Here is a 23,851-nt window from a genome sequence, read left to right as displayed (position 1 = left end):
GATGTCCAATGTTATATCGTATCGCGTTTGCCGTTACGACCATTCAAAATAAGAATTGTTTTACTTTTCATTTCAATACATGACAAAGTCATATTATGCCATTTTTTGTCGCTGATTTCGCCTGATATTGGCTATCAGTTATATTCGCGCCATAATCACTGTTTTTAACCGTCAATGGTGGGGAATACCATGGAGATTCGCGTTTTTCGCCAGCAGGATTTCGAAGAGGTTGTGACGCTGTGGGAGCGCTGCGATCTGCTGCGCCCGTGGAACGATCCGGAGATGGATATTGAGCGCAAGCTGAATCATGACGTCAGCCTGTTTCTGGTGGCGGAAGTGAATGGCGAAGTGGTCGGCACGGTGATGGGCGGATATGACGGTCATCGCGGATCGGCCTATTATCTCGGCGTCCATCCGGAATATCGTGGCCGGGGTATCGCGAACGCGCTGCTCAACCGGCTCGAGAAAAAGCTGATTGCCCGCGGCTGCCCGAAAATCAACATTATGGTTCGTGAAGACAACGACGTGGTGCAGGGAATGTATGAGCGGCTGGGCTATGAATACGCCGATGTCCTGACCCTGGGCAAGCGTCTGATCGAAGATGAAGAATACTGAGTTTATCCCCGCCGATTTTGATGCCCATGGCCGTCTGCGCCTGCCTTTGCTCTTCTGGTGCGTGCTGTTGTTGCAGGCCCGCACGTGGGTGCTGTTTTTGATGGCCGGCGCATCGCGCCAGCAGGGCGACGCGATTCTTAATCTGTTCTATCCCGATCACGACCGCTTCTGGCTCGGTTTACTCCCCGGCGTGCCGGCGGTGCTGGCCTTTCTGCTTAGCGGCTACCGTCAGCGCCTGCCGCGCGCGTGGCGGGCGATGCGCTGGCTGCTGGTGCTATCGCAATTGCTGCTGTTGCTGTGGCAGCCGATGCTATGGCTGAGCGGCGAATCTCCCTCCTCGCTGACCATCGGGCTGCTGGTGGCGGATGGTTATGCCCTGTGGTGGCTGTTAACCAGCCGTCGCCTGGGCGCCTGTTTTCGCCAGACCACCTTTTAAGGGCACTTTTTGCCGATCGTGAACTCCAACATGCGTTGAATGACTCAGAAAGGATTGTGATATGAAATCGCTACGTTTAATGCTCTGTGCGCTTCCGCTGGCGCTGACCGGCTGCTCCACGATGAGCGCAGTCAACTGGTCGGCGGCCTATCCGTGGAACTGGTTTGGCGCTTCCACCGAGGTGACCGAGCAGGGAGTGGGTAAACTGACGGCCTCCACGCCGCTCAATGAACAGGCTATTAGCGATGCGCTGGGGAGCGACTACCGTTTACGCAGCGGGATGAAGACCGATAAGGGCAATATCGTCCACTATTTTGAAGCGCTGAAAGACAACAGCGTGGCGCTGACCATCAATGGCGACAACGGTACCATCAGCCGGATTGACGTGCGTGATGCCGAAATCAAAACCGCCAGCGGCGTGAAAATCGGCACACCGTTTAGCGACCTGTACAGCAAAGCCTTCGGCAACTGCCAGAAAGGCAGCAATGACAATGGCGCGGTCGTAGAGTGTCAGGCCGAGGGGAGCCAGCATATCAGCTATGCCTTTACCGGCCACTGGAGCGGCCCGGACGAGCTGATGCCCTCCGACGATACGTTGAAAAACTGGAAGGTCAGCAAAATTATCTGGCGTCGCTAAATTGATCTGAAGAGACACGACGGCCCTGAAAAACGGTTACAATGGCGCGTTAGCAACGCGATAGCGTTGTGGTTGCATCATTTCAGGAGGAGCGATGTCTCAGGTTCAGAGCGGCATTTTGCCGGAACATTGCCGCGCGGCGATTTGGATTGAAGCCAATGTCAAAGGGGACGTTAACGCCCTGCGCGAAGCGAGCAAAAATTTTGTCGATAACGTGGCCACCTTCCAGGCTAAATTCCCCGACGCTAAACTCGGGGCGGTGGTGGCGTTCGGCAATAACGTCTGGCGTCAGCTGAGCGGCGGCGAAGGGGCGGAAGAGTTAAAAGATTTTCCGGTCTATGGCAAAGGGCTGGCGCCGTCCACCCAGTATGACCTGCTGATTCATATTTTATCCGCCCGCCATGAAGTTAACTTCTCGGTGGCACAGGCCGCGATGGCTGCCTTTGGCGATGCTATCGACGTGAAAGAAGAGATCCACGGTTTCCGTTGGGTGGAAGAGCGTGATCTCAGCGGCTTCGTCGACGGCACCGAAAACCCGGCGGGGGAAGAAACCCGCCGCGAAGTGGCGGTCATTAAAGACGGTGTTGACGCGGGCGGCAGCTACGTGTTCGTCCAGCGCTGGGAGCATAATCTCAAACAGCTGAACCGCATGAGCGTACCGGATCAGGAGATGATGATCGGCCGTACCAAAGAAGCCAACGAAGAGATCGATGGCGACGAGCGTCCGGTCACGTCGCACCTGAGCCGCGTGGACTTAAAAGAAGATGGCAAAGGGCTGAAAATCGTCCGTCAGAGCCTGCCGTACGGCACCGCCAGCGGCACCCATGGTCTCTATTTCTGCGCCTACTGCGCGCGCCTGTATAACATCGAGCAGCAGCTGCTGAGCATGTTCGGCGATACCGACGGCAAACGCGACGCGATGCTGCGCTTCACCAAACCGGTGACCGGCGGTTATTACTTCGCGCCGTCGCTGGAGCGTATCCAGGCGCTGTAATTTCCCCCCTCACCCTAACCCTCTCCCCAGGGGGGAGAGGGAACCGTTCGGTGCGGTTATGGAATCTGCGTGCGGACTCTCTTTCTCCCTCTCCCTCAGGGAGAGGGGCGGGGTGAGGGCATCGGCGACTCAAGCGCTTCAAGTATTCTCTGCATCACCGCATCTTCATACTCTTCAAACTCATTATTCCAGAAGCGTAAAACCCGCCATCCCTGGCTCTGTAGCCAGCGGCTGCGGCGAACATCGTAGGCACGCCTCTCATCGTGTTGGCCGCCGTCCAGTTCAATCGCCAGCCGTGTTGCGCAGCAGGCAAAATCGAGAATATAGGGACCAACGGGATGCTGGCGGCGAAACTTATAGCAAGCAAAATGGCGGTTGCGCAGTAAGTACCCTGGTCGACGTTCTGCGGGCGTTAAGCTACGTCTGAGCTGACGAGCAAATATCTGTGTGTTTTTCATATAAACACAGTGCACGCCTGGCTGCCGTTTGTCACAATGACACGTCTAATCTGCGAGCCGCTTTCAGCAAAGCTTTGCCAGTTGCTTATTCTCTTTTCGACTTCCAAATCGCCAAACGGTATATAAAACCGTTACTCCTTTCGTACCCGTTATAAATATGATGATCATCAGAAAATGTTCAACGTTGATAAGGGTGCGCAATGGCCGTTAAATCACTGAAAAAAGGATATCTGGCGCTGGCGGCTTCCATGCTGCTGGCCGCGCAGGCGCAGGCGACGGAGCTGCTGAACAGCTCCTATGATGTCTCCCGCGAGCTGTTTGCCGCCCTTAACCCGCCTTTTGAGCAGCAGTGGGCGAAGGACAATGGCGGGGACACGCTGACGATTAAGCAGTCGCATGCCGGTTCATCCAAGCAGGCGCTGGCTATTTTGCAGGGCCTGAAGGCGGACGTGGTCACCTACAACCAGGTGACGGACGTGCAGATCCTGCATGACAAAGGCAACCTGATCCCGGCCGACTGGCAAAGCCGCCTGCCGAACAACAGCTCACCGTTCTATTCGACGATGGGTTTCCTGGTGCGTAAAGGCAACCCGAAAAACATTCATGACTGGAACGATCTGGTTCGCTCTGACGTCAAGCTGATTTTCCCGAACCCGAAAACCTCGGGTAACGCCCGATACACCTACCTGGCGGCATGGGGCGCGGCGGATAAAGCCGACGGCGGCGATAAAGCCAAAACCGAACAGTTTATGACCCAGTTTCTGAAGAACGTCGAAGTCTTTGATACCGGCGGACGCGGGGCGACCACCACTTTTGCTGAACGCGGCCTGGGCGATGTGCTGATTAGCTTCGAATCGGAAGTGAACAATATTCGTAAGCAGTATGAGGCGCAGGGATTTGAAGTGGTGATCCCGAAAACCAACATTCTGGCGGAGTTCCCGGTGGCATGGGTGGATAAAAACGTCAAAGCCAATGGCACGGAAAAGGCGGCGAAAGCCTACCTGAACTGGCTCTACAGCCCGCAGGCGCAAACCATCATTACCGACTACTACTACCGGGTAAACAACCCGAAAGTGATGGACGCCCTGAAGGATAAATTCCCGCAGACCGAGCTGTTCCGCGTAGAGGACAAGTTTGGCTCCTGGCCTGAGGTGATGAAAACCCACTTCGCCAGCGGCGGCGAACTGGACAAACTGCTGGCGGCGGGGCGTAAGTAATGTTTGCTGTGTCGTCCAAGCGCGTGCTGCCGGGCTTTACCCTGAGCCTCGGCACCAGCCTGCTGTTTGTCTGTCTGATTTTGTTATTACCGCTCAGCGCGCTGGTGATGCAGCTGGCGCAGATGAGCTGGGCGCAATACTGGGATGTGATCACCAATCCGCAGGTGGTGGCGGCCTATAAGGTGACGCTGCTGTCGGCGTTTGTGGCCTCGATTTTTAACGGCGTCTTTGGTCTGCTGATGGCCTGGATCCTCACTCGTTATCGTTTTCCGGGCCGCACGCTGCTGGATGCCTTAATGGATCTGCCGTTTGCGCTGCCGACGGCGGTGGCCGGCCTGACACTGGCTTCGCTGTTTTCGGTTAACGGAATTTACGGTGAATGGCTGGCGAAGTTCGATATTAAAGTGACCTATACCTGGCTCGGCATCGCTGTGGCGATGGCCTTCACCAGCATCCCGTTCGTGGTACGTACCGTGCAGCCGGTGCTGGAGGAGCTGGGACCCGAGTATGAGGAAGCGGCGGAAACGCTGGGCGCGACGCGCTGGCAGAGTTTCCGCAAAGTGGTGCTGCCGGAGCTGTCGCCGGCGCTGCTGGCGGGCATTGCCCTGTCGTTTACCCGCAGCCTCGGCGAGTTTGGCGCGGTGATTTTTATCGCCGGCAATATCGCGTGGAAGACAGAGGTGACCTCGCTGATGATCTTTATTCGTCTGCAGGAGTTTGACTATCCGGCGGCGAGCGCGATCGCCTCGGTGATCCTGGCCGCCTCACTGCTGCTGCTCTTTTCCATCAATACCCTGCAGAGTCGCTTTGGTCGACGCGTGGTAGGTCACTAATGGCGGAAGTTACTCAATTGAAACGCTACGACGCGCCCCGCATCAACTGGGGGAAATGGTTTCTGATTGGCGTCGGGATGGTGGTCTCCGCCTTCATCCTCGTCGTGCCGATGCTCTATATCTTTATCCAGGCCTTCAGCAAAGGGCTGATGCCGGTGCTGGAAAACCTGGCCAACCCGGACATGCTGCATGCCATCTGGCTGACGGTGATGATTGCGTTGATTACCGTACCGGTGAATCTGGTGTTCGGTACGCTGCTGGCCTGGCTGGTGACACGTTTTACTTTTCCCGGCCGCCAGCTGCTGCTGACGTTACTGGATATCCCGTTCGCCGTCTCGCCGGTGGTGGCCGGTCTGGTGTATCTGCTGTTTTATGGCTCTAACGGCCCGCTGGGCGGCTGGCTTGATGCGCATAACCTGCAGATCATGTTCGCCTGGCCGGGCATGGTGCTGGCGACCATCTTTGTCACCTGTCCGTTTGTGGTGCGCGAGCTGGTGCCGGTGATGATGAGCCAGGGCAGTCATGAAGATGAAGCCGCGGTGCTGCTGGGCGCTTCCGGCTGGCAGATGTTCCGCCGGGTGACGTTGCCGAATATTCGCTGGGCGCTGCTGTACGGCGTGGTATTGACCAACGCCCGCGCCATCGGCGAATTTGGCGCAGTGTCGGTAGTCTCCGGTTCGATTCGTGGAGAAACGCTGTCGCTGCCGCTGCAAATTGAACTACTGGAGCAGGATTACAATACCGTCGGCTCGTTTACCGCTGCGGCCCTGCTGACGTTAATGGCTATTCTGACCCTGTTTTTAAAGAGTATGTTGCAATGGCGTCTGGCCAATCAGAAAGAACGCGCGCAACAGGAGGGAAATCATGAGCATTGAGATTGCCAATATTAAGAAATCGTTTGGTCGCACCCAGGTGCTGAATGATATCTCGCTGGATATCCCTTCCGGACAAATGGTTGCGCTGCTGGGGCCCTCGGGCTCCGGAAAAACCACCTTGCTGCGAATTATCGCCGGGCTGGAGCATCAGACCAGCGGTCATATCCGCTTCCACGGCACCGACGTCAGCCGGATGCACGCCCGCGACCGTAAAGTGGGTTTCGTCTTCCAGCACTATGCGCTGTTCCGTCATATGACGGTGTTCGATAACATCGCCTTTGGCCTGACCGTGCTGCCGCGCCGTGAACGACCCAATGCGGCGGCGATTAAAGCCAAAGTGACCAAACTGCTGGAGATGGTGCAGCTAGCCCATCTGGCGGATCGCTATCCGGCGCAGTTGTCCGGCGGCCAGAAACAGCGTGTGGCGCTGGCGCGCGCCCTGGCGGTGGAGCCGCAAATTCTGTTGCTGGATGAACCCTTCGGCGCGCTGGATGCGCAGGTGCGTAAAGAGCTGCGCCGCTGGCTGCGTCAGCTGCATGAAGAGTTAAAATTTACCAGCGTGTTCGTCACCCACGATCAGGAAGAGGCGCTGGAAGTTGCTGACCGGGTGGTGGTGATGAGTCAGGGCAACATCGAACAAGCCGATGCCCCGGAGCGCGTGTGGCGTGAACCGTCGACCCGTTTCGTACTGGAGTTTATGGGCGAAGTAAACCGCCTGCAGGGCATTATCCGCGGTGGACAGTTCCACGTTGGCGCGCACCGCTGGCCGTTAGGCTATACCCCAACATACCAGGGGCCGGTGGATCTGTTCCTGCGTCCGTGGGAAGTGGACATCAGCCGCCGGACCAGCCTGGATTCCCCGCTGCCGGTGCAGGTGCTGGAAGCCAGCCCGAAAGGGCACTACACCCAATTAGTCGTTCAGCCTCTGGGGTGGTATGACGAACCGCTGAGCGTGGTGCTGGCAGGCGATGAGGCGCCGTCCCGCGGCGAACGGCTGTTCGTTGGCCTGCAAAACGCGCGCCTGTATAATGGTACCGAGCGTATCGAGCCGCGCGGCGAGCTTGCTCTGGCGGAGTCGGCCTGATAGCTTATTGAGCAGGTCTATCGCCCGGTAAGGCTACGCTTTCCGGGCCTGGAATTTTTACGCGTCTTGTAGGCCGGGTAAGCGAAGCGCAACCCGGCTTTTTTATTGAGTAAAAATCGTGAATACACTCGAACACACCATCGGCAATACCCCTCTGGTCAAGCTTCAGCGTCTGGGTCCGGACAACGGCAGCGAAGTTTGGGTCAAACTCGAAGGCAATAATCCGGCCGGCTCGGTGAAAGACCGCGCCGCGCTGTCAATGATCGTCGAAGCGGAAAAGCGCGGCGAAATTCAGCCCGGCGACGTGCTGATCGAAGCGACCAGCGGTAACACCGGTATTGCGCTGGCGATGATCGCCGCGCTGAAAGGCTATCACATGAAGCTGCTGATGCCTGACAACATGAGCCAGGAGCGCCGGGCGGCGATGCGTGCCTACGGCGCCGAGCTGATTCTGGTCACCAAAGAGCAGGGAATGGAGGGGGCCCGCGACCTGGCTCTTGAGATGGCGCAGCGCGGAGAGGGCAAACTGCTCGATCAGTTTAACAACCCGGATAACCCCTACGCCCACTACACTACCACCGGGCCGGAAATCTGGCAGCAGACCGCGGGACGTATCACCCACTTTGTCTCCAGCATGGGGACCACCGGCACCATTACCGGCGTATCGCGCTTTTTGCGCGAACAGAGTAAACCGGTGGCCATTGTCGGCCTGCAGCCGGAAGAGGGCAGCAGTATTCCCGGGATCCGTCGCTGGCCGGCAGAGTATATGCCGGGGATCTTTAACGCTTCGCTGGTGGATGCGGTGCTGGATATTCATCAGCAGGATGCCGAGAATACCATGCGTCAGCTGGCGGTGCGGGAAGGCATTTTCTGCGGGGTCAGTTCCGGCGGCGCGGTGGCGGGCGCGTTACGCATTGCCCGTGAAAATCCTGGCGCGGTGGTGGTGGCGATCGTCTGCGATCGCGGCGATCGTTACCTTTCCACCGGCGTGTTCGGCGAAGAACATTTTAGCCAGGGGGCTGGCATTTAATCATCAAGCAGGTCGGTGCCGTAGGAGTTATCGACCGTACACAGCCAGCGCTCGCCCTGCTTCTGAAAGACATAGGTGGCGCGCCGCGTGACCTGGGATATCCCGTCCGCCGTCGGGATATCCAGCCGGGTCTCCATAATCACCAGCGCATTGCCGCCGCCTTCAATAACCTCCATTTTCCCCTGAGTCACCACCAGTCGGTGCTGGAAATAGTCGGCAATGGCGATAAAGGCTTTGCGGATATTCTCTTTCCCTCTGACCACCATGCCCGGTTTGACGACCAGCGCGGCGTCTTCTGCGTAATAGGCCATCAGGGTATCGTAATCTTCCTGTGAGATAGCGCGGTCGCAGGCTTCAATGACCGCCTTCAGTGCCAGGTCAGTGTGATGCATCTCTGGTGCTCCTTCTTGTGAGCGATTTTTCCGCCACCGGGACTGTTTTATTCGTCCGGGCGAGCAGGGTATGCAGGTAAGACTGTGCCTGCTTTCGTTTACTTTTTCATTAGTTTATCGGCAGCTGCCATCACTCACCTGTGCGGCAGATGCTTCAACATGCCGAATGATACGGCCTGCATCAGGGTTGGTTTAAGACCAGCGCAATATCAGCCGCCAGGCGGGAAATCTCAGCGTCACTCAGACGGCCCAGCGACAGGCGCAGCCCGTGCGCAGGCGTTCGGACACCAAATATTTCCCCCTCCCGGACCAGCCAGCCGGCGCGGGCCAGGCGTAAGGCGTAGGGCTGGCTCGCCGCTGGCAGCGGCAGCCAGAAATTGAGTCCATCGCCAGGCGTAGCATGGCTGTGGCCGTGCCGGGCCAGCGCCGCCGCCAGTTTCTCATTCTGCTGGCGATAATGACGACGGGTCTCCGTCATCGAGGCGATAAACGCCTCATCGGTCAGACAGGCCAGCGTCAGGTCCTGCAGCAGATGGCTGACCCACTGGCTGCCGGCGTTAAGCCGCAGGCGCAGCGCCGCTGAGGTATCGGCATCGCTGGCGATAAAGGCCAGCCGCAGGTCTGGCCCGAGGGTTTTTGACATTGAGCGCACCAGCGCCCAGCGTTGCGTACTTGCAGGAAGAGGGGAGTGCCATGGCGTGGCCGACAGCAGGGCAAAATGGTCATCAACAATCGCCAGTACCTGCGGATAGCGGGCCAGCACCTCCCGCAGGGCATGCGCCCGGGTTTCCGTCAGGCTACAGCCGGTAGGATTATGCGCGCGCGGGGTTAAGATCACCGCCCGTGCGCCGTTGCGTAACGCCTCCTCCAGGCCGTCAGGATCCATCCCCTCAGCATCCACCGCCACCGGGCAGGGGGTAAAGCCGGCGTAACGCACCATATTGATGCTGCTGAGAAAACAGGGATCTTCGACCACCACGCCGTCGCCGGGCAGCAGCAGAGCGCTCAGCAGACGCTCCAGGGCGTCAATCGCTCCGCTGGCGAGATTCACCGCAAAGGGAACCGCTATCTCTTTGGCAAACCACGCCTCGGCCCATTGACCAAGCCGCGGCTCGATGGGAGCATCGCCATACAGGCGTGGTGTGCGGGCAAGCTGGCCCAGATAACGGGTTAATTCAGGCAGTCTGGCGGGGTCCGGATTGCCGCTGGAGATATCGTTCAGCGGCGTCGTTGGGTCACCGCCCTCCAGCGCCGGCAGCGGATCCCGTGCTTTAATGGCCGTGCCGTTTCGTCCCTGGCTGACGGCCAGCCCGGAGGTGACCAGCCGTTTATAGGCGGCGGCGACGGTATTGCGATTCACCTCCAGCTGGCTGGCGAGCTCGCGTACCGGTGGCAGAACCTCTCCGGGCCGCAACCCACCGCTCTGCACCAGATGGCGGATATGATCGAAGATATCGCTGGCGGTTTTTCCGGTAAACATTATTGACCTATGACAAAATGAAATTTAGCATAGGACGAATCATAATCAGTGCGTGACCCGCTGTCCAGCGGGGGGAGAAAAGATGGGCCAGCAAGATGACATACAATCAGTGCTCTTTCACGACACAAGCCGGGCGTCGGAAGTCGATATCGTCGCTGTGCAGTCCCAGGTAGTCTATGGCAGCGTTGGCAACAGCATCGCGGTTCCGGCCATTAAACAGCACGGTTTGCGCGTGCTGGCGGTGCCGACGGTACTGTTCAGCAATACGCCCCATTATGAGACGTTCTATGGCGGCATTATTCCGGAGGAGTGGTTTGTCGGGTATCTGCAGGCGCTGGAGGAACGCGACGCGTTGCGCGAACTGCGTGCAGTGACCACCGGCTATATGGGCAACGCCGTGCAAATCGAACGTCTGGCGCAGTGGCTGACGCGGGTGCGGGCCCGCCATCCCGAGCTGTGCATTCTGGTGGATCCGGTCATCGGCGATGTCGACAGCGGCATCTACGTTAAGGCTGAGATCCCGGACGCCTATCGTCAGCATCTTCTGCCACTGGCGCAAGGGATCACCCCCAATCTGTTTGAGCTGGAAACGCTGAGCGGCCAGCGCTGTCGCAATCAGCAGGAGGCGGTCGCCGCGGCGCGAAGCCTGCTGTCAGATACCCTCAAATGGGTGGTGATCACCAGCGCGCCGGGAGAGGCGCGTTCGACGATAAATGTGCTGGTGGTGACGGCCGATGCGGTGGAGGTGGTGGCCCACCCGCGGGTGGAAACGGACCTGAAGGGAACGGGCGATCTGTTCTGTGCAGAGCTGGTGAGCGGTCTGCTCACCGGCCTGGCGCTGGGGGCGGCGACGCAGGCTGCCGCCCGGCGCGTGCTGGAGGTCATGAACTGGACTGCCGCGCAGGGGTGTGACGAACTGATCCTGCCGCCACGGGAGAAAAACTGATGAAAAGCTATCGGTTAGTGATCCGCCAACAGGGGCGCATTGTTGGTCATTTTGATACCACAGGGGAGGCGGCGCTGGAGGATGCCTGCGTAGCGCGGTCGCTGTTCGGCCTGGCCGGAGGGTATCAGTGCGATCTGCTGGTCTCTGACAGTGAGCGACGTATTCTGGAGAGCACGCCGGAGGGATTGCGCATCTTGTCCCGGGAGAAGTGCTATCAGCCGGTGACCAGCGCGATATAAAAAAATGGCGCCTTTCGGCGCCATTTTTATGCAGCAAGCATTACTTCTTGATGCGGATAACCGGGGTTTCACCCACAGTCACGCTACCGGACAGTTTGATCAGCTCTTTGATCTCGTCCATGTTGGAGATAACCACCGGCGTCAGGGTAGACTTGGCTTTCTCTTCCAGCAGCGGCAGATCGAATTCGATAACCGGGTCACCGACTTTCACGCGCTGGCCTTCTTCAGCGATACGCTTGAAGCCTTCGCCTTTCAGTTCAACGGTATCAATACCGAAGTGAACGAACAGCTCGATGCCGCTATCAGATTCAATAGAGAACGCATGGTTGGTTTCGAAAATTTTACCAATGGTACCGTCTACCGGCGCGACCATTTTGTTGCCGGTCGGTTTGATGGCAATCCCATCGCCCACAATTTTTTCCGCAAAAACCACATCCGGCACGTCTTCGATGTTGACGATCTCACCGGAGAGGGGAGCAATAATCTCAATAGTTCCGGTGTCTTTCTTGTCATCAGAAACCAGAGATTTCAATTTATCAAACAAACCCATGATCTTCTCCTAAGCAGTAATTTGGGCCGCGCATCTCTTGGATTAGCAGATTGTTTTTTCTTCAATGAACTTGTTAACCAGCGTCATTAACTCGTCCGTTGTCGGTTGAGCAAGAGCCTGCTCTGCTAATACTTTCGCATCTTCGAAGTTCGTATTACGAATAATCTTCTTGATGCGCGGGATGGAAATGGCGCTCATAGAGAATTCGTCCAGCCCCATACCCAGCAACAGAAGTGTAGCACGTTCATCGCCCGCAAGCTCACCGCACATGCCAGTCCATTTACCTTCAGCGTGAGAAGCATCAATAACTTGCTTAATCAGATTCAGTACAGACGGTGACATCGGCTGGTAAAGATGTGAAATCATATCATTACCACGGTCAACTGCCAGAGTATATTGCGTTAAATCATTGGTGCCGATACTAAAGAAATCAACTTCTTTGGCCAGATGACGAGCAATGGTCGCCGCAGCCGGTGTTTCCACCATCACGCCGATCTCAATGGATTCGTCAAATGCTTTACCTTCGTCACGCAGTTCCTGTTTGTAGATTTCGATCTCTTTCTTCAGCGCACGCACTTCTTCAACAGAGATGATCATCGGGAACATAATGCGCAGTTTACCGAAAGCGGAGGCACGCAGGATGGCGCGCACCTGATCGCGCAGGATCTCTTTACGATCCATCGCGATACGCACGGCACGCCAGCCGAGGAACGGGTTTTCTTCTTTCGGGAAGTTCATGTATGGCAGCTCTTTATCGCCGCCAATGTCCATGGTACGCACGATAACGGCCTGAGAGCCACAGGCTTCAGCCACCGCTTTATAGGCCGCAAACTGCTCTTCTTCAGTTGGCAGCGCGTCACGGTCCATGAACAGGAATTCGGTACGATACAGGCCTACGCCTTCGGCGCCGTTGCGCTCAGCACCTTCGACATCGCGAACGGTACCAATGTTGGCGCAGACTTCAACCTGATGGCCGTCGAGGGTAATCGCCGGCAGATCTTTCAGTTTCGCCAGTTCGGCTTTTTCTTCCGCAACCTGAGCCTGCAGATTACGCAGCGCTTCAATTTGCTCGTTAGACGGGTTGACCAGAACCTGGTTGTTCACCGCGTCGAGAATCAGATAATCGCCGTTTTTCACCTGCGCCGTGATGCTGCCGGTGCCCACGATGGCCGGCAGTTCCAGGGAACGCGCCATGATGGAGGTGTGAGAGGTACGGCCGCCCGCGTCGGTGATGAAGCCCAGCACTTTTTTCAGGTTCAGCTGTGCGGTTTCAGACGGGGTCAGATCGGCGGCGACGAGGATGACTTCATCCTGAATCGCGCTCAGATCGATAATCGACAGACCAAGGATGTTGCGCAGCAGGCGCTTACCGATGTCGCGTACGTCAGCCGCACGTTCTTTCAGGTATTCATCGTCCAGCTCTTCCAGGGCAGTGGCCTGACCTTCGATAACTTCATTGGCTGCCGCGTCGGCAGTCATGTGCTTATCTTTAATCAGGGCTATGATTTCCTGCTCAAGCTCCTCATCTTCCAGCAGCATGATATGCCCTTCGAAGATGGCTTCTTTTTCTTCACCGAAAGTTTCACCAGCTTTGGTTTTGATGACCTCCAGCTGGGCGGAGGCCTTGGCGCGGCCGCTCAGGAAACGTTCGACTTCCTGATCAACCTTATCGGCAGAAATTTTCTTCCGGTCGATGACAATTTCATCTTCCTTCAGCAGCAGTGCTTTGCCGAAGGCGATACCCGGGGATGCTAAAATGCCTGAAATCATAACCCTACCTTACTTGTGACTGATATGAAAAAGAACCCGTGAACTTACTCGAGTTCAGCCATCAGTTTAACCAGATGCTCAACAGCTTTCTGCTCATCTTCGCCTTCAGCGGAGAGGGTCACTACGGTGCCCTGGGTCAGGCCCAGAGTCTGCAGTTTGAACAGGCTTTTGGCGCTGGCGCTTTTGCCGTTGGAGGTTACAGTGATCTCAGAAGTGAAGCCTTTAGCTTCTTTAACAAACTGAGCAGCAGGGCGGGTGTGCAGACCGTTCGGAGCGGTAATGGTAACTTCTTGCTGGAACATTATATTTCCCCAACTTATAGGTTTAGTGTTGTGGACCTAAAGTCTAGTCTAACGACTCGACTTTAGCCTGTATTGTTAGCGCCGGCGTTACGTTTCCGGCCTTGGCGTCGGCAGCGCCTGGCGCTGCGAAGACCTGCGGGCCATTGACGTCTAGCACGTCATTAAACATTATGCCGCGAAAGGAAGACTTGAACCAAATCATAAAATCGATTCAGCTGGCGGAAATCCTCTTCTGAATAATTTCGCGCATCAAAATAAATGTGCTGGTTAAATACCAGACCCTACGAGGTGAATCAATGCCAGGAGGGGTAAAACTTTGACGTATGCCACAAAAAAGCACCTGAAAAGGTGCTTTTTTACACATTATTTACAAGCTGGCACTACTGTTGCAGTTCTTTCTCAGTGAAGAGATCGGCGAACAGCGCGGTGCTTAAATAACGCTCACCTGAGGAAGGCAGGATAACCACAATATTCTTATTGGTAAAGGCCTCATCTTGCTGCAGCTTCAACGCGGCGGCAACGGCGGCCCCGGAAGAGATACCCGCCAGGATGCCTTCTTCTTCCATCAGACGGCGCGCCGTGGAGATAGCTTCCTCGTTGGTAATGCCGATCACTTTGTCCACCAGCTTCAGATCCAGGTTGCCAGGAATGAAGCCGGCGCCGATACCCTGAATTTTGTGCGGGCCCGGCTTGAGCTCTTCACCCGCCAGCGCCTGGGAGATGACCGGCGAATCGGTCGGTTCGACCGCGACGGTGATCAGATCTTTTTTGCCCTTGGTATTTTTAATGTAGCGGCTGACGCCGGTCAGCGTACCGCCGGTGCCTACGCCAGAGATAAAGACGTCCACCTGACCATCGGTGTCTTCCCAGATTTCCGGGCCGGTGGTCTTTTCGTGGATTTCCGGGTTAGCCGGGTTGCTGAACTGCTGCAGCAGCAGGAATTTTTCCGGGTTGCTGGCGACGATCTCTTCCGCTTTCTGAATAGCGCCTTTCATGCCTTTTGCGCCTTCGGTCAGTACCAGGTTGGCGCCCAGCGCTTTCAGCAGTTTGCGGCGCTCAATGCTCATGGTTTCCGGCATGGTTAGCGTTAGCTTGTAGCCGCGGGCCGCCGCCACGTAGGCGAGGGCGATACCGGTGTTGCCGCTGGTCGGTTCGACCAGTTCCACGCCAGGTTTCAGAACGCCGCGCTTTTCAGCATCCCAGATCATATTGGCGCCGATACGGCATTTTACGCTAAAGCTCGGGTTACGAGATTCTACCTTTGCCAGGATACGGCCGTTACCAATGCGGTTCAGTCGTACCAGCGGCGTGTGACCGATAGTCAGGGAGTTGTCTTCAAAAATCTTACTCATGGCCCGTCCTTAACTGTATGAAATTTGGGGGTACGGCATCAGCATACCCGCTTAAAGAATATGCGGAAGTAAGGATTTAGCATATCTATATGCGGAAGGGAAATAATGATAAGCGAGAAGGAATAAGCGAGATATAAGGAGCGGCCTCAGCCGCTCCCGGGGTGAACATGTTGGGGCTATTTCCAGACCGCGTGTTTATCGCGATAACAATCGACCCACATTGCGGTGGCGCCGCAGATGGCCACTGGCAGGATCACCAGGTTTAACACCGGGATCATGGTAAACAGACTGGTGAGCGCCCCAAACTGCATATTCATCACTTTGCGGCTGCGCAGCGCTTCGCGCATGGTCCTGAAGGGGACCTTGTGATTATCAAAGGGGTAATCGCAGTATTGAATCGCCAGCATCCATGCGCTGAACAGGAACCAGAGTACCGGGGCCACCGTCTGGCCAACGCCGGGTATAAAGTAGAGCAGCAACAGCACGATGGCGCGGGGCAGGTACCAGGCCAGCTTCTGCCACTCACGTTTCATGATGCGCGGAATATCCTTCATGATGCCAAAGACGCCGACGTCCGGCGGGGTGGCGCCAGTCAGACGCGCTTCAAGTTGTTCCGCCAGCAGGCCGCTGAACGGCGCAGCTATCCAGTTGGCGATAGTCGAAAAGAAGTAACCAAACACCAGCAGAATCGAGAGCACCACCACCGGCCACAGCAGGTAATTCAGCCACTGCAGCCAGTCCGGCACATGGCTCATCAGCGAGGGGATCCAGCTGTCGAGACGGGTAAATAGCCACCAGAAGGCTCCGCCCATCAGCAGCACGTTAACCAGCAAAGGCAAAAAGACATAACGCCGTATGCCAGGCAGCCCGATGAGTTTCCAGCCCTGCGAAAAATAATAAACGCCGCTACGCGGGGTCGGTGCGGATGATGAAACCATAGCCAGGCAATGCTCCTTTTTTAACATCCAGTGTGAATGCTCGCTTATTTTATCGGGTCGCCAGACAATAACCAGTTAGGAAATGTTCGAAAAAACAGCAAAAAGCACGATTTAGTTCATCTTTATGTGGTGAAAGCGACCGACGCACTTGCACTTGAGGTAATCGGCAAATACTCTTAGTGAGTAAATGTTTGCCGTGGTGGCAAGGTGTTAGAACAACAGAGAATATAATGATGCAGGATTTGCGTCTGATATTAATCATTGTTGGCGCGATCGCCATAATCGCTTTACTGGTACATGGTTTTTGGACCAGCCGTAAAGAACGTTCTTCGATGTTTCGCGATCGCCCACTGAAACGTATGAAGTCGCGCGACGATGAGTCGGAAAACGAAGACTTTGATGATAATGTTGAAGGCGTAGGTGAAGTCCGCGTTCATCCGGTCACTCACGCCCCGCACGGCGCGCATGGGGAGCATGAAGCCCCTCGTCAGGCGCCGCAGCACCAGTACCAGCCGCCTTACGAGCGCCAGATGCAGCAGCCTGTGCGTCCTGATGAACCGGTTCGCCAGCCGCAGCAATCGCCGCGCCAGGCCCCGGTTCAACCGCAGGGACAGCAGCCTGCGCCGCATGCGGCTCCGCAGCCTGGCTGGCAACAGCCGCAGCCCGCGCAGCCGCCCGTGCAACTCCAACATCAGCCGCAGCCCGTTGTGCAGCAGCCCGTCGCACCGCAGCCGGTGACGCCGACCGTTGCCCAGCCGCAGCCAGCCGCCCCACAGCAGCCTGTGCCACAGCCTGTTGCCGCGCCGCAGCCCGCCGTCGCCGAGCCGCAGCCGGTAGAGCCGCCGCAGCCTGCCGCGCCGCAGCCGAAAGAGCGTAAAGAGACGGTCATTGTGATGAACGTCGCCGCCCATCACGGCGCACAGCTTAACGGCGAGGTGCTGATCAACAGCATCCAGCAGGCCGGCTTCAAGTTTGGTGAAATGAATATTTTCCACCGCCATCTGAGTCCGGATGGCAGCGGCCCGGTACTGTTCAGTCTGGCCAACATGGTGAAGCCGGGGACCTTCAATCCGGACTGCATGGCGGATATGATGACCCCTGGGGTGACTATTTTTATGCAGGTCCCTTCCTACGGTGATGAACTGCAGAACTTCAAGCTGATGCTGCAGTCTGCGCAGTATATCGCCGATGAAGTGGGCGGCGTGGTGCTTGACGATCAGCGTCGCATGATGACGCCGCAAAAACTGCGTGAATACCAGGATCGTATTCGCGAAGTGAAAGACGCGAACGCCTGACGTCCCGCGTTATCTCAACTCCTTCTCAACCCCCGCCTGTCGGGGGTTTTTTATCATTGATGGTGTGATATGGAACCGATCGAACAACAACTGACTGAACTGCGAACCACGCTTCGCCATCATGAATATCTGTACCACGTTATGGACGCGCCGGAAGTGCCCGATGCGGAATATGACCGCCTGATGCGCGAGCTGCGCGAGCTGGAGAGTCAACATCCGGAGCTGATTACCCCGGACTCGCCGACTCAGCGGGTGGGGGCGGCGCCACTGACTGCCTTCAGCCAGATCCGCCATGAAGTGCCGATGCTGTCGCTGGACAACGTGTTTGATGAAGAGAGCTTTCTCGCTTTCAACAAGCGGGTCCAGGATCGCCTGAAAAGCACTGACGATCTCACCTACTGCTGCGAGCTTAAGCTCGACGGCCTCGCGGTGAGTATTCTCTACGAAAACGGCGTACTGATGCAGGCCGCGACCCGCGGCGACGGTACCACCGGCGAGGATATTACCTCCAATGTGCGAACCATTCGCACTATCCCCCTCAAGCTGCATGGCGAGAATATCCCGGCACGTCTTGAGGTGCGTGGTGAGGTTTTCCTTCCGCAGGCCGGGTTTGAAAAAATCAATGAAGAAGCGCGCCGCACCGGCGGAAAAGTGTTTGCTAACCCGCGTAATGCGGCGGCGGGTTCGCTGCGCCAGCTCGATCCGCGCATCACGGCGAAGCGACCGCTTACTTTCTTCTGCTACGGCGTTGGCGTGCTGGAGGGCGGTGAGCTGCCGGCCAGCCACTCGGCCCGTTTGCAGCAGTTCAAAGCATGGGGACTGCCGGTGAGCGATCGCGTCACCCTGTGCCATACTCCCGAGGAAGTGCTCACTTACTATCGTAAAGTCGAGGAAGATCGTCCTCATCTGGGCTTTGACATTGATGGCGTGGTGATCAAAGTCGATTCGCTGGCGCTGCAGGAGCAGTTGGGTTTTGTGGCCCGCGCGCCGCGCTGGGCCGTGGCCTTTAAGTTCCCGGCACAGGAGCAGATGACTTTCGTCCGGGATGTGGAGTTCCAGGTAGGGCGCACCGGGGCGATCACGCCAGTGGCGCGCCTGGAGCCGGTCCATGTCGCCGGCGTGCTGGTGAGCAATGCCACCCTGCATAACGCCGATGAAATCGAACGCTTAGGTCTGAAAATCGGCGACAAGGTAGTGATTCGTCGGGCAGGCGATGTGATCCCGCAGGTGGTCAATGTGGTGCTTTCCGAGCGTCCGGCGGATGCCCGGGATGTTGTCTTCCCGACCCACTGCCCGGTATGTCAGTCCGACGTTGAGCGAGTGGAGGGCGAGGCGGTAGCCCGCTGTACGGGCGGCCTTATCTGCGGCGCGCAGCGTAAAGAGTCGCTTAAGCACTTCGTCTCCCGTCGTGCGCTCGACGTTGACGGCATGGGCGACAAGATCATCGACCAGCTGGTGGAGAAAGAGTATGTCCATACGCCGGCGGATCTGTTCCGCCTGAGCGCCGGGAAACTCACCGGGCTGGATCGGATGGGGCCGAAGTCCGCGCAAAATGTGGTCAATGCTTTGGAAAAAGCCAAAGAGACGACCTTCGCACGCTTCCTCTACGCTCTGGGTATTCGCGAGGTAGGCGAAGCGACAGCGGCGGCCCTGGCGGCGCATTTCGGCACTCTTGAAGCCCTGGAGCAGGCTTCCATTGAGGAGCTGCAAAAGGTCCCTGATGTTGGCATCGTGGTTGCCACCCATACCTTCAACTTCTTTGCCGAAGAGAGTAACCGCGATGTCATCGCGCAGCTGCTGGCCGAAGGCGTTCACTGGCCGGCGCCAGTCGTGGTGAAGGCGGAAGAGATTGATAGCCCGTTTGCGGGTAAAACCGTGGTCCTGACCGGCAGCCTGAGTCAGCTATCGCGGGATGACGCCAAAGCGCGTCTCGTCGCGCTGGGGGCGAAGGTGGCAGGCAGTGTGTCGAAGAAAACTGACCTGGTGATTGCCGGCGAAGCGGCGGGTTCTAAGCTGGCGAAAGCGCAGGAGCTGGGCATTGAGGTGATTGACGAAGCCGAAATGATGCGTCTGCTGGGAGAATAACGTGGATAAAGCGCAGCTGGTCGAAATAGCCAATACTGAGATGCCGTTCGGTAAATACAAGGGACGTCGTTTAATCGATGTCCCGGAAGAGTATTTACTGTGGTTTGCGCGTAAGGATCAGTTTCCTGCCGGCCATCTCGGCGAGCTGATGGCGTTGACCCTGCTGATTAAAACCGAGGGGCTGAGCGATCTGGTTCAGCCCCTGAAGAAAGCGCGTTAAGCTTTGGCGGCGTTGGCCTTTTCCTCAGCGAGACGCGCATCGGTTTGCTGCTTGTAGCGCCGCGCCAACACCGCGCAGACCATCAGCTGGATTTGGTGGAAGATCATCAGCGGCAGCACCATGATGCCGAGGATGGAGGTTGGGAAGAGAATATTGGCCATCGGGATGCCGTTGGCCAGACTCTTTTTCGAACCGCAAAAGACGATGGTAATCTCATCGGCTTTGTTAAAGCCGCAGCGGCGGGCGACGAACACGTTAACAGCGATGACAATGGCCAGCAGCACCAGGCTGACCACCACGATAAACAGCAGCGATCCCAGACCAACTTTATGCCAGATGCCATTCACCACTGCCTCGCTAAAGGCGGAGTAAACCACCAGCAGAATCGAGGTCTGGTCGGTCTTACCAATCCACTTCTTATGCTTCGCCACCCAGTTGCCGATCCACGGCCGTGATAAGTGACCGAGTACGAAAGGCAGCAGCAGCTGCAGCATGATTTTACCGACCTGCTCGAGGCTGCCGCCTGCGCCATGAAGGTTCATCAGGACGCCCACCAGCAGCGGTGAAACAAAGATCCCCAGCAGGCTGGAGGCCGAGGCTGAGCACACCGCCGCCGCGACGTTGCCTCCGGCCAGCGAAGTAAAGGCGATAGCGGATTGCACGGTGGCCGGCAGAATGCACAGATAGATAAAGCCGCTGTAGAGCATCGGATCGACATTCACCGGCGCCCACCAGGCAAACAGAACCCCGAGTACCGGGAAGAGTATAAAGGTGCTGCACATCACCCACAGATGCAAACGCCAGTGGCTGCCGCCGGCGATAATCGCTTCCCGGGAGAGTTTAGCGCCGTGCATAAAAAACAGCAGGGCAATGGCGGCGGTGGTCAGATGTTCAAAGAAGGGAACGAAAGCGCCACGGGCGGGGAAGAATGAGGCCAGCAGGACAACGGTGACCAGGGTTGCCGTAAACGGATCGAGAATGCGGAAAAGTTTCATAAACGCTCCTGAAAAGAGATGCGCTATTGTGCTTTTTTTCATTTGAGAAATAAAATTGATTTATTGCATCTATTCATGAATAAAAAAGATGAATTACTCTCTGCGTCAGTTAAAAGTATTCGTCACCGTCGCCCGGGCCAGAAGCTTCAGCCGGGCAGGGGAGATGATTGGCTTAAGTCAGTCGGCCGTCAGCCATAGCGTCAAAGAGCTGGAGCATCAGACCGGCGTTCGGTTACTCGACCGTACCACTCGCGAAGTCGTGCTCACCGAAGCGGGTCAGCAGCTGGCGGGGCGGCTGGAGCGTTTGCTCGATGAGTTGACGATTACCCTGCGCGACGCCGGGCGCGTCGGCCAGCAGATGAGCGGTACCGTCAAGGTCGCCGCCAGTCAGACGATTTCCGCCCACCTGATTCCGCAGTGTATTGCTCACAGCAACCGTCGTTATCCTGATATCGATTTTGTGTTGCACGATCGGCCCCAGCAGTGGGTGCTGGAGAGTATTCGCCATGGGGAAGTGGATTTCGGCATTGTGATCGACCCCGGCCCGGCGGCAGATCTGCAGTGTGAAGTGGTCCTGGCGGAACCTTTTTTGCTGCTTTGCCGGGAGGATCATCCTTTTGCCGGCCTGACGGAGGTGCCGTGGCAAGCGCTGCAGGATGAGAGACTGATCCTGCAGGACTATGCCTCCGGCAGCCGTCCGCTGATTGATGCGGCCCTTAGCCGGCTGGCTATCCGGGCGAACATTGTGCAGGAGATTGGTCACCCGGCAACGCTGTTTCCGATGGTAGAATCGGGAATTGGCATCAGCGTTCTGCCGGCGCTGGCGCTGCCGTTACCGCAGGGGAGCCATCTGACGGTGAAGCGGCTGACCCCGGTGATGGAGCGGCAGTTGATGCTGGCATGCCGGAAAAATCGCTCGCTGTCGACCGCCGCTCAGGCGTTATGGGAAATTGTGCGTGAAGAAGGGGCAAATTTAACCGCTGCGAGGGTGGAAGATCCGCTGTATCAGCGCTGACAGGGGGAGTGCTGCGGGGGAACTCGCGGCAAGACCGCAAACTGCGCATAGCAAAAAGGCGCCTTTAGGGCGCCTTTTTACATTGGTGGGTCGTGCAGGATGACTCGGCTTCGCCTCGCCCTTCGGGCCGTCGCCGCAAGCGGCTCCGTTGTCTCACTGCGTTCGACCCGAACCTGCTGCAGGTTCGAATCGTTGAGTTCGGCGCATAGCAAAAAGGCGCCTTTAGGGCGCCTTTTTACATTGGTGGGTCGTGCAGGATTCGAACCTGCGACCAATTGATTAAAAGTCAACTGCTCTACCAACTGAGCTAACGACCCGAAGTGGTGGGTGATGACGGGATCGAACCGCCGACCCCCTCCTTGTAAGGGAGGTGCTCTCCCAGCTGAGCTAATCACCCCCGCTGTGTGGAGTCGCATTATAGGGAGAGTTGAAAATGAGTCAACGCCTTTTCTAAAGAATTCGTTCGTTCGTCGTAAAATTAAACAAAGCGATCGTAAAACCGGCGGCGTAGCATGATTTATAAACAAAAATGGCAAACCGTGACGTTCCGACGGGATCAACATTGAGGAATCAGCCCACGGTGTTAGAATATTAACCCATAATTTCCACCGGACATTGCCGGCTATCGGCATCTTTATTAAACGTAAGGCCAATTCATGAAAATCAAAACTCGCTTCGCGCCAAGCCCAACAGGCTATCTGCACGTTGGCGGTGCGCGTACTGCTCTCTATTCCTGGCTTTTTGCTCGTAACCACGGCGGTGAGTTTGTGCTGCGTATTGAAGACACCGATCTCGAACGCTCCACCCCGGAAGCAATTGAAGCCATCATGGATGGCATGAACTGGCTGAATCTGCAATGGGATGAGGGCCCTTATTACCAGACCAAACGTTTCGACCGTTATAACAACGTGATCGATGAGATGCTGGAAGCTGGCACCGCTTATAAATGTTATTGCTCGAAAGAGCGTCTGGAAGCGCTGCGCGAAGAGCAAATGGCGAACGGTGAGAAGCCGCGTTACGATGGCCGCTGCCGCCATAGCCACGAGCATCATGCCGACGATGAGCCGTGCGTGGTGCGTTTTGCCAACCCGCAGGAAGGGTCGGTGATCTTTGACGATCAGATCCGCGGACCTATCGAGTTCAGCAACCAGGAGCTGGACGATCTGATCATTCGTCGTACCGATGGTTCCCCGACCTATAACTTCTGCGTGGTGGTAGATGACTGGGATATGGCGATCACCCATGTGATCCGTGGTGAAGATCATATCAACAACACACCGCGCCAGATCAACATCCTCAAAGCGCTGAATGCGCCGGTGCCGGTTTACGCCCACGTGTCGATGATCAACGGCGATGACGGTAAAAAACTGTCCAAACGCCACGGTGCGGTGAGCGTGATGCAGTATCGTGACGATGGCTACCTGCCGGAAGCGCTGCTTAACTATCTGGTACGTCTGGGGTGGTCCCATGGCGATCAGGAGATCTTCACCCGCGAAGAGATGATCGAGTTCTTTTCGCTGGGGGCGGTCAGCAAATCCGCGAGTGCGTTCAACACCGACAAACTGCTGTGGCTGAACCATCACTACATCAATACGCTGCCGGCGGAATACGTGGCGACGCATCTGCAGTGGCGCATCGAGCAGGAAAATATCGATACCCGTAATGGCCCACAGCTGGCCGAGCTGGTGAAACTGCTGGGCGAGCGTTGCAAAACGCTGAAAGAGATTGCTCAGAGCTGCCGCTACTTCTATGAAGAGTTCGCTGAGTTCGACGCCGATGCGGCGAAGAAACATCTGCGTCCGGTGGCGCGTCAGCCGCTGGAAGTGGTTCGCGACAAGCTGGCGGCGATCGGCGACTGGACAGCGGAGAACGTCCACCATGCAATTCAGGCAACCGCTGATGAGCTGGAAGTCGGCATGGGTAAAGTCGGCATGCCGCTGCGCGTGGCGGTTACCGGGGCAGGGCAGTCTCCTGCGCTTGACGTCACCGTCCACGCTATCGGTAAATCCCGTAGCGTTGAGCGTATCAACAAAGCGCTGGCTTTTATCGCTGAACGTGAAGGTCAGGCGTCCTGATTGGGACGTGGATGAAAC

25 protein-coding genes, 2 tRNA genes and 1 other RNA gene are annotated in these 23,851 nt (G+C 56.9%); 16 read left to right on the top strand and 12 right to left on the bottom strand.

Annotated features, from left to right (window positions below):
- Positions 1 to 189 precede the first annotated feature (189 nt).
- The 4 genes from A1WC_RS07165 to A1WC_RS07180 all read left to right on the top strand — a co-directional run bounded on the left by A1WC_RS07165 (position 190) and on the right by A1WC_RS07180 (position 2,682).
- A complete protein-coding gene (locus A1WC_RS07165) occupies positions 190 to 615 on the top strand; it encodes a GNAT family acetyltransferase (RefSeq protein ID WP_002913637.1) in 426 nt (141 codons plus the stop codon).
- Positions 602 to 1,051, top strand: a complete 450-nt coding sequence (locus A1WC_RS07170) for a DUF2919 domain-containing protein (protein WP_008803862.1) — start codon at positions 602 to 604, stop codon at positions 1,049 to 1,051. The genes A1WC_RS07165 and A1WC_RS07170 overlap by 14 nt, the downstream gene beginning before the upstream one ends.
- Before the next feature lie 61 nt (positions 1,052 to 1,112).
- Entirely contained in the window at positions 1,113 to 1,688 is a 576-nt protein-coding gene (locus A1WC_RS07175; RefSeq protein WP_008803863.1) for an RpoE-regulated lipoprotein, read from the top strand.
- 94 nt (positions 1,689 to 1,782) lie between these two features.
- Positions 1,783 to 2,682 (top strand): Dyp-type peroxidase, encoded by a 900-nt coding sequence (locus tag A1WC_RS07180; protein WP_008803864.1) that lies wholly within the window; start codon positions 1,783 to 1,785, stop codon positions 2,680 to 2,682.
- Positions 2,683 to 2,777: 95 nt separating this feature from the next.
- Here A1WC_RS07180 and A1WC_RS26575 read toward each other — a convergent pair whose 3' ends face one another.
- Positions 2,778 to 3,140, bottom strand: coding sequence for an endonuclease domain-containing protein (locus tag A1WC_RS26575; protein ID WP_071599432.1), 363 nt, complete (start codon positions 3,138 to 3,140; stop codon positions 2,778 to 2,780).
- 200 nt (positions 3,141 to 3,340) lie between these two features.
- Between A1WC_RS26575 and cysP the strand changes: the two genes are divergently transcribed.
- From cysP to cysM, 5 genes are all read left to right on the top strand, one after another.
- Positions 3,341 to 4,357 carry a thiosulfate/sulfate ABC transporter substrate-binding protein CysP gene (gene cysP, locus A1WC_RS07185; protein WP_008803866.1) on the top strand — a complete coding sequence of 339 codons (1,017 nt, stop codon included), beginning with the start codon at positions 3,341 to 3,343 and terminating at the stop codon, positions 4,355 to 4,357.
- Positions 4,357 to 5,190 carry a sulfate/thiosulfate ABC transporter permease CysT gene (gene cysT, locus A1WC_RS07190; protein ID WP_002913626.1) on the top strand — a complete coding sequence of 278 codons (834 nt, stop codon included), beginning with the start codon at positions 4,357 to 4,359 and terminating at the stop codon, positions 5,188 to 5,190. Before cysP ends, cysT begins: the two co-directional genes overlap by 1 nt.
- Positions 5,190 to 6,065, top strand: coding sequence for a sulfate/thiosulfate ABC transporter permease CysW (gene cysW, locus A1WC_RS07195; RefSeq protein ID WP_008803867.1), 876 nt, complete (start codon positions 5,190 to 5,192; stop codon positions 6,063 to 6,065). The genes cysT and cysW overlap by 1 nt, the downstream gene beginning before the upstream one ends.
- On the top strand, positions 6,055 to 7,149 hold the full coding sequence (cysA, locus tag A1WC_RS07200) for a sulfate/thiosulfate ABC transporter ATP-binding protein CysA (protein WP_012540937.1): 1,095 nt from the start codon (positions 6,055 to 6,057) through the stop codon (positions 7,147 to 7,149). The genes cysW and cysA overlap by 11 nt, the downstream gene beginning before the upstream one ends.
- 118 nt (positions 7,150 to 7,267) lie before the next feature.
- On the top strand, positions 7,268 to 8,179 hold the full coding sequence (gene cysM, locus A1WC_RS07205; RefSeq protein WP_012540938.1) for a cysteine synthase CysM: 912 nt from the start codon (positions 7,268 to 7,270) through the stop codon (positions 8,177 to 8,179).
- Here cysM and A1WC_RS07210 read toward each other — a convergent pair.
- Together A1WC_RS07210 and ptsJ are read right to left on the bottom strand one after the other, a co-directional pair.
- Positions 8,176 to 8,571, bottom strand: coding sequence for a YybH family protein (locus tag A1WC_RS07210; protein WP_008803870.1), 396 nt, complete (start codon positions 8,569 to 8,571; stop codon positions 8,176 to 8,178). The genes cysM and A1WC_RS07210 overlap by 4 nt on opposite strands.
- Positions 8,572 to 8,752: 181 nt before the next feature.
- Entirely contained in the window at positions 8,753 to 10,051 is a 1,299-nt protein-coding gene (ptsJ, locus tag A1WC_RS07215) for a transcriptional regulator PtsJ (RefSeq protein WP_016161615.1), read from the bottom strand.
- A gap of 82 nt (positions 10,052 to 10,133) precedes the next feature.
- Here ptsJ and pdxK point away from each other — a divergent pair, with 82 nt between their 5' ends.
- Together pdxK and A1WC_RS07225 are read left to right on the top strand one after the other, a co-directional pair.
- Positions 10,134 to 10,997: a pyridoxine/pyridoxal/pyridoxamine kinase gene (gene pdxK / locus A1WC_RS07220; protein ID WP_016161614.1), complete on the top strand. Its 864-nt coding sequence runs from the start codon at positions 10,134 to 10,136 to the stop codon at positions 10,995 to 10,997.
- Complete coding sequence (locus A1WC_RS07225; RefSeq protein WP_012540941.1) at positions 10,997 to 11,236, top strand: hypothetical protein; 240 nt, start codon at positions 10,997 to 10,999, stop codon at positions 11,234 to 11,236. The genes pdxK and A1WC_RS07225 overlap by 1 nt, the downstream gene beginning before the upstream one ends.
- 40 nt (positions 11,237 to 11,276) lie before the next feature.
- Here the strand turns inward: A1WC_RS07225 and crr are convergent, their stop codons facing one another.
- From crr to cysZ, 5 genes are all read right to left on the bottom strand, one after another.
- Positions 11,277 to 11,786 (bottom strand): PTS glucose transporter subunit IIA, encoded by a 510-nt coding sequence (gene crr, locus A1WC_RS07230; protein ID WP_008803873.1) that lies wholly within the window; start codon positions 11,784 to 11,786, stop codon positions 11,277 to 11,279.
- A gap of 42 nt (positions 11,787 to 11,828) precedes the next feature.
- The gene (gene ptsI, locus A1WC_RS07235; RefSeq protein WP_008803874.1) at positions 11,829 to 13,556 is read right to left on the bottom strand and encodes a phosphoenolpyruvate-protein phosphotransferase PtsI; all 1,728 of its coding nucleotides are present in this window, start codon (positions 13,554 to 13,556) and stop codon (positions 11,829 to 11,831) included.
- A 44-nt stretch (positions 13,557 to 13,600) separates the two neighbouring features.
- Entirely contained in the window at positions 13,601 to 13,858 is a 258-nt protein-coding gene (gene ptsH, locus A1WC_RS07240) for a phosphocarrier protein Hpr (protein WP_002913505.1), read from the bottom strand.
- A 380-nt stretch (positions 13,859 to 14,238) separates the two neighbouring features.
- Entirely contained in the window at positions 14,239 to 15,210 is a 972-nt protein-coding gene (cysK, locus tag A1WC_RS07245; RefSeq protein ID WP_012967478.1) for a cysteine synthase A, read from the bottom strand.
- 176 nt (positions 15,211 to 15,386) lie between these two features.
- A complete protein-coding gene (cysZ, locus tag A1WC_RS07250; protein ID WP_008803876.1) occupies positions 15,387 to 16,148 on the bottom strand; it encodes a sulfate transporter CysZ in 762 nt (253 codons plus the stop codon).
- A 230-nt stretch (positions 16,149 to 16,378) separates the two neighbouring features.
- Here cysZ and zipA point away from each other — a divergent pair, with 230 nt between their 5' ends.
- The 3 genes from zipA to A1WC_RS07265 all read left to right on the top strand — a co-directional run bounded on the left by zipA (position 16,379) and on the right by A1WC_RS07265 (position 19,748).
- Positions 16,379 to 17,443, top strand: coding sequence for a cell division protein ZipA (gene zipA / locus A1WC_RS07255; RefSeq protein ID WP_016161613.1), 1,065 nt, complete (start codon positions 16,379 to 16,381; stop codon positions 17,441 to 17,443).
- A 69-nt stretch (positions 17,444 to 17,512) separates the two neighbouring features.
- Positions 17,513 to 19,528: an NAD-dependent DNA ligase LigA gene (gene ligA / locus A1WC_RS07260; RefSeq protein ID WP_012540946.1), complete on the top strand. Its 2,016-nt coding sequence runs from the start codon at positions 17,513 to 17,515 to the stop codon at positions 19,526 to 19,528.
- A 1-nt stretch (position 19,529) separates the two neighbouring features.
- Positions 19,530 to 19,748 carry a DUF3820 family protein gene (locus A1WC_RS07265; RefSeq protein ID WP_002913440.1) on the top strand — a complete coding sequence of 73 codons (219 nt, stop codon included), beginning with the start codon at positions 19,530 to 19,532 and terminating at the stop codon, positions 19,746 to 19,748.
- On the opposite strand, the gene A1WC_RS07270 is transcribed toward A1WC_RS07265, so the two are convergent.
- A complete protein-coding gene (locus tag A1WC_RS07270; RefSeq protein ID WP_008803879.1) occupies positions 19,745 to 20,743 on the bottom strand; it encodes a bile acid:sodium symporter family protein in 999 nt (332 codons plus the stop codon). The genes A1WC_RS07265 and A1WC_RS07270 overlap by 4 nt on opposite strands.
- A gap of 88 nt (positions 20,744 to 20,831) precedes the next feature.
- Between A1WC_RS07270 and A1WC_RS07275 the strand changes: the two genes are divergently transcribed.
- Positions 20,832 to 21,758, top strand: a complete 927-nt coding sequence (locus A1WC_RS07275; RefSeq protein WP_008803880.1) for a LysR family transcriptional regulator — start codon at positions 20,832 to 20,834, stop codon at positions 21,756 to 21,758.
- Between the two features lie 83 nt (positions 21,759 to 21,841).
- Here the strand turns inward: A1WC_RS07275 and A1WC_RS26570 are convergent.
- From A1WC_RS26570 to A1WC_RS07285, 3 genes are all read right to left on the bottom strand, one after another.
- Positions 21,842 to 21,977: non-coding RNA, RtT sRNA (locus A1WC_RS26570), on the bottom strand.
- Between the two features lie 22 nt (positions 21,978 to 21,999).
- A tRNA-Lys gene (locus tag A1WC_RS07280) sits at positions 22,000 to 22,075 on the bottom strand.
- A 4-nt stretch (positions 22,076 to 22,079) separates the two neighbouring features.
- Positions 22,080 to 22,155 (bottom strand) — tRNA-Val (locus tag A1WC_RS07285).
- A gap of 259 nt (positions 22,156 to 22,414) precedes the next feature.
- On the opposite strand from A1WC_RS07285, the gene gltX reads away from it, so the two are divergent.
- Positions 22,415 to 23,833 carry a glutamate--tRNA ligase gene (gene gltX / locus A1WC_RS07290; RefSeq protein ID WP_016161612.1) on the top strand — a complete coding sequence of 473 codons (1,419 nt, stop codon included), beginning with the start codon at positions 22,415 to 22,417 and terminating at the stop codon, positions 23,831 to 23,833.
- The last annotated feature ends 18 nt before the right edge of the window (positions 23,834 to 23,851 follow it).

The organism is Klebsiella sp. KTE92, assembly GCF_000398905.1.
GTDB lineage: Bacteria > Pseudomonadota > Gammaproteobacteria > Enterobacterales > Enterobacteriaceae > Klebsiella > Klebsiella variicola.
Note: the sequence above shows the minus strand (reverse complement) of the source record. Positions and strands in the feature narration are given on the sequence as shown.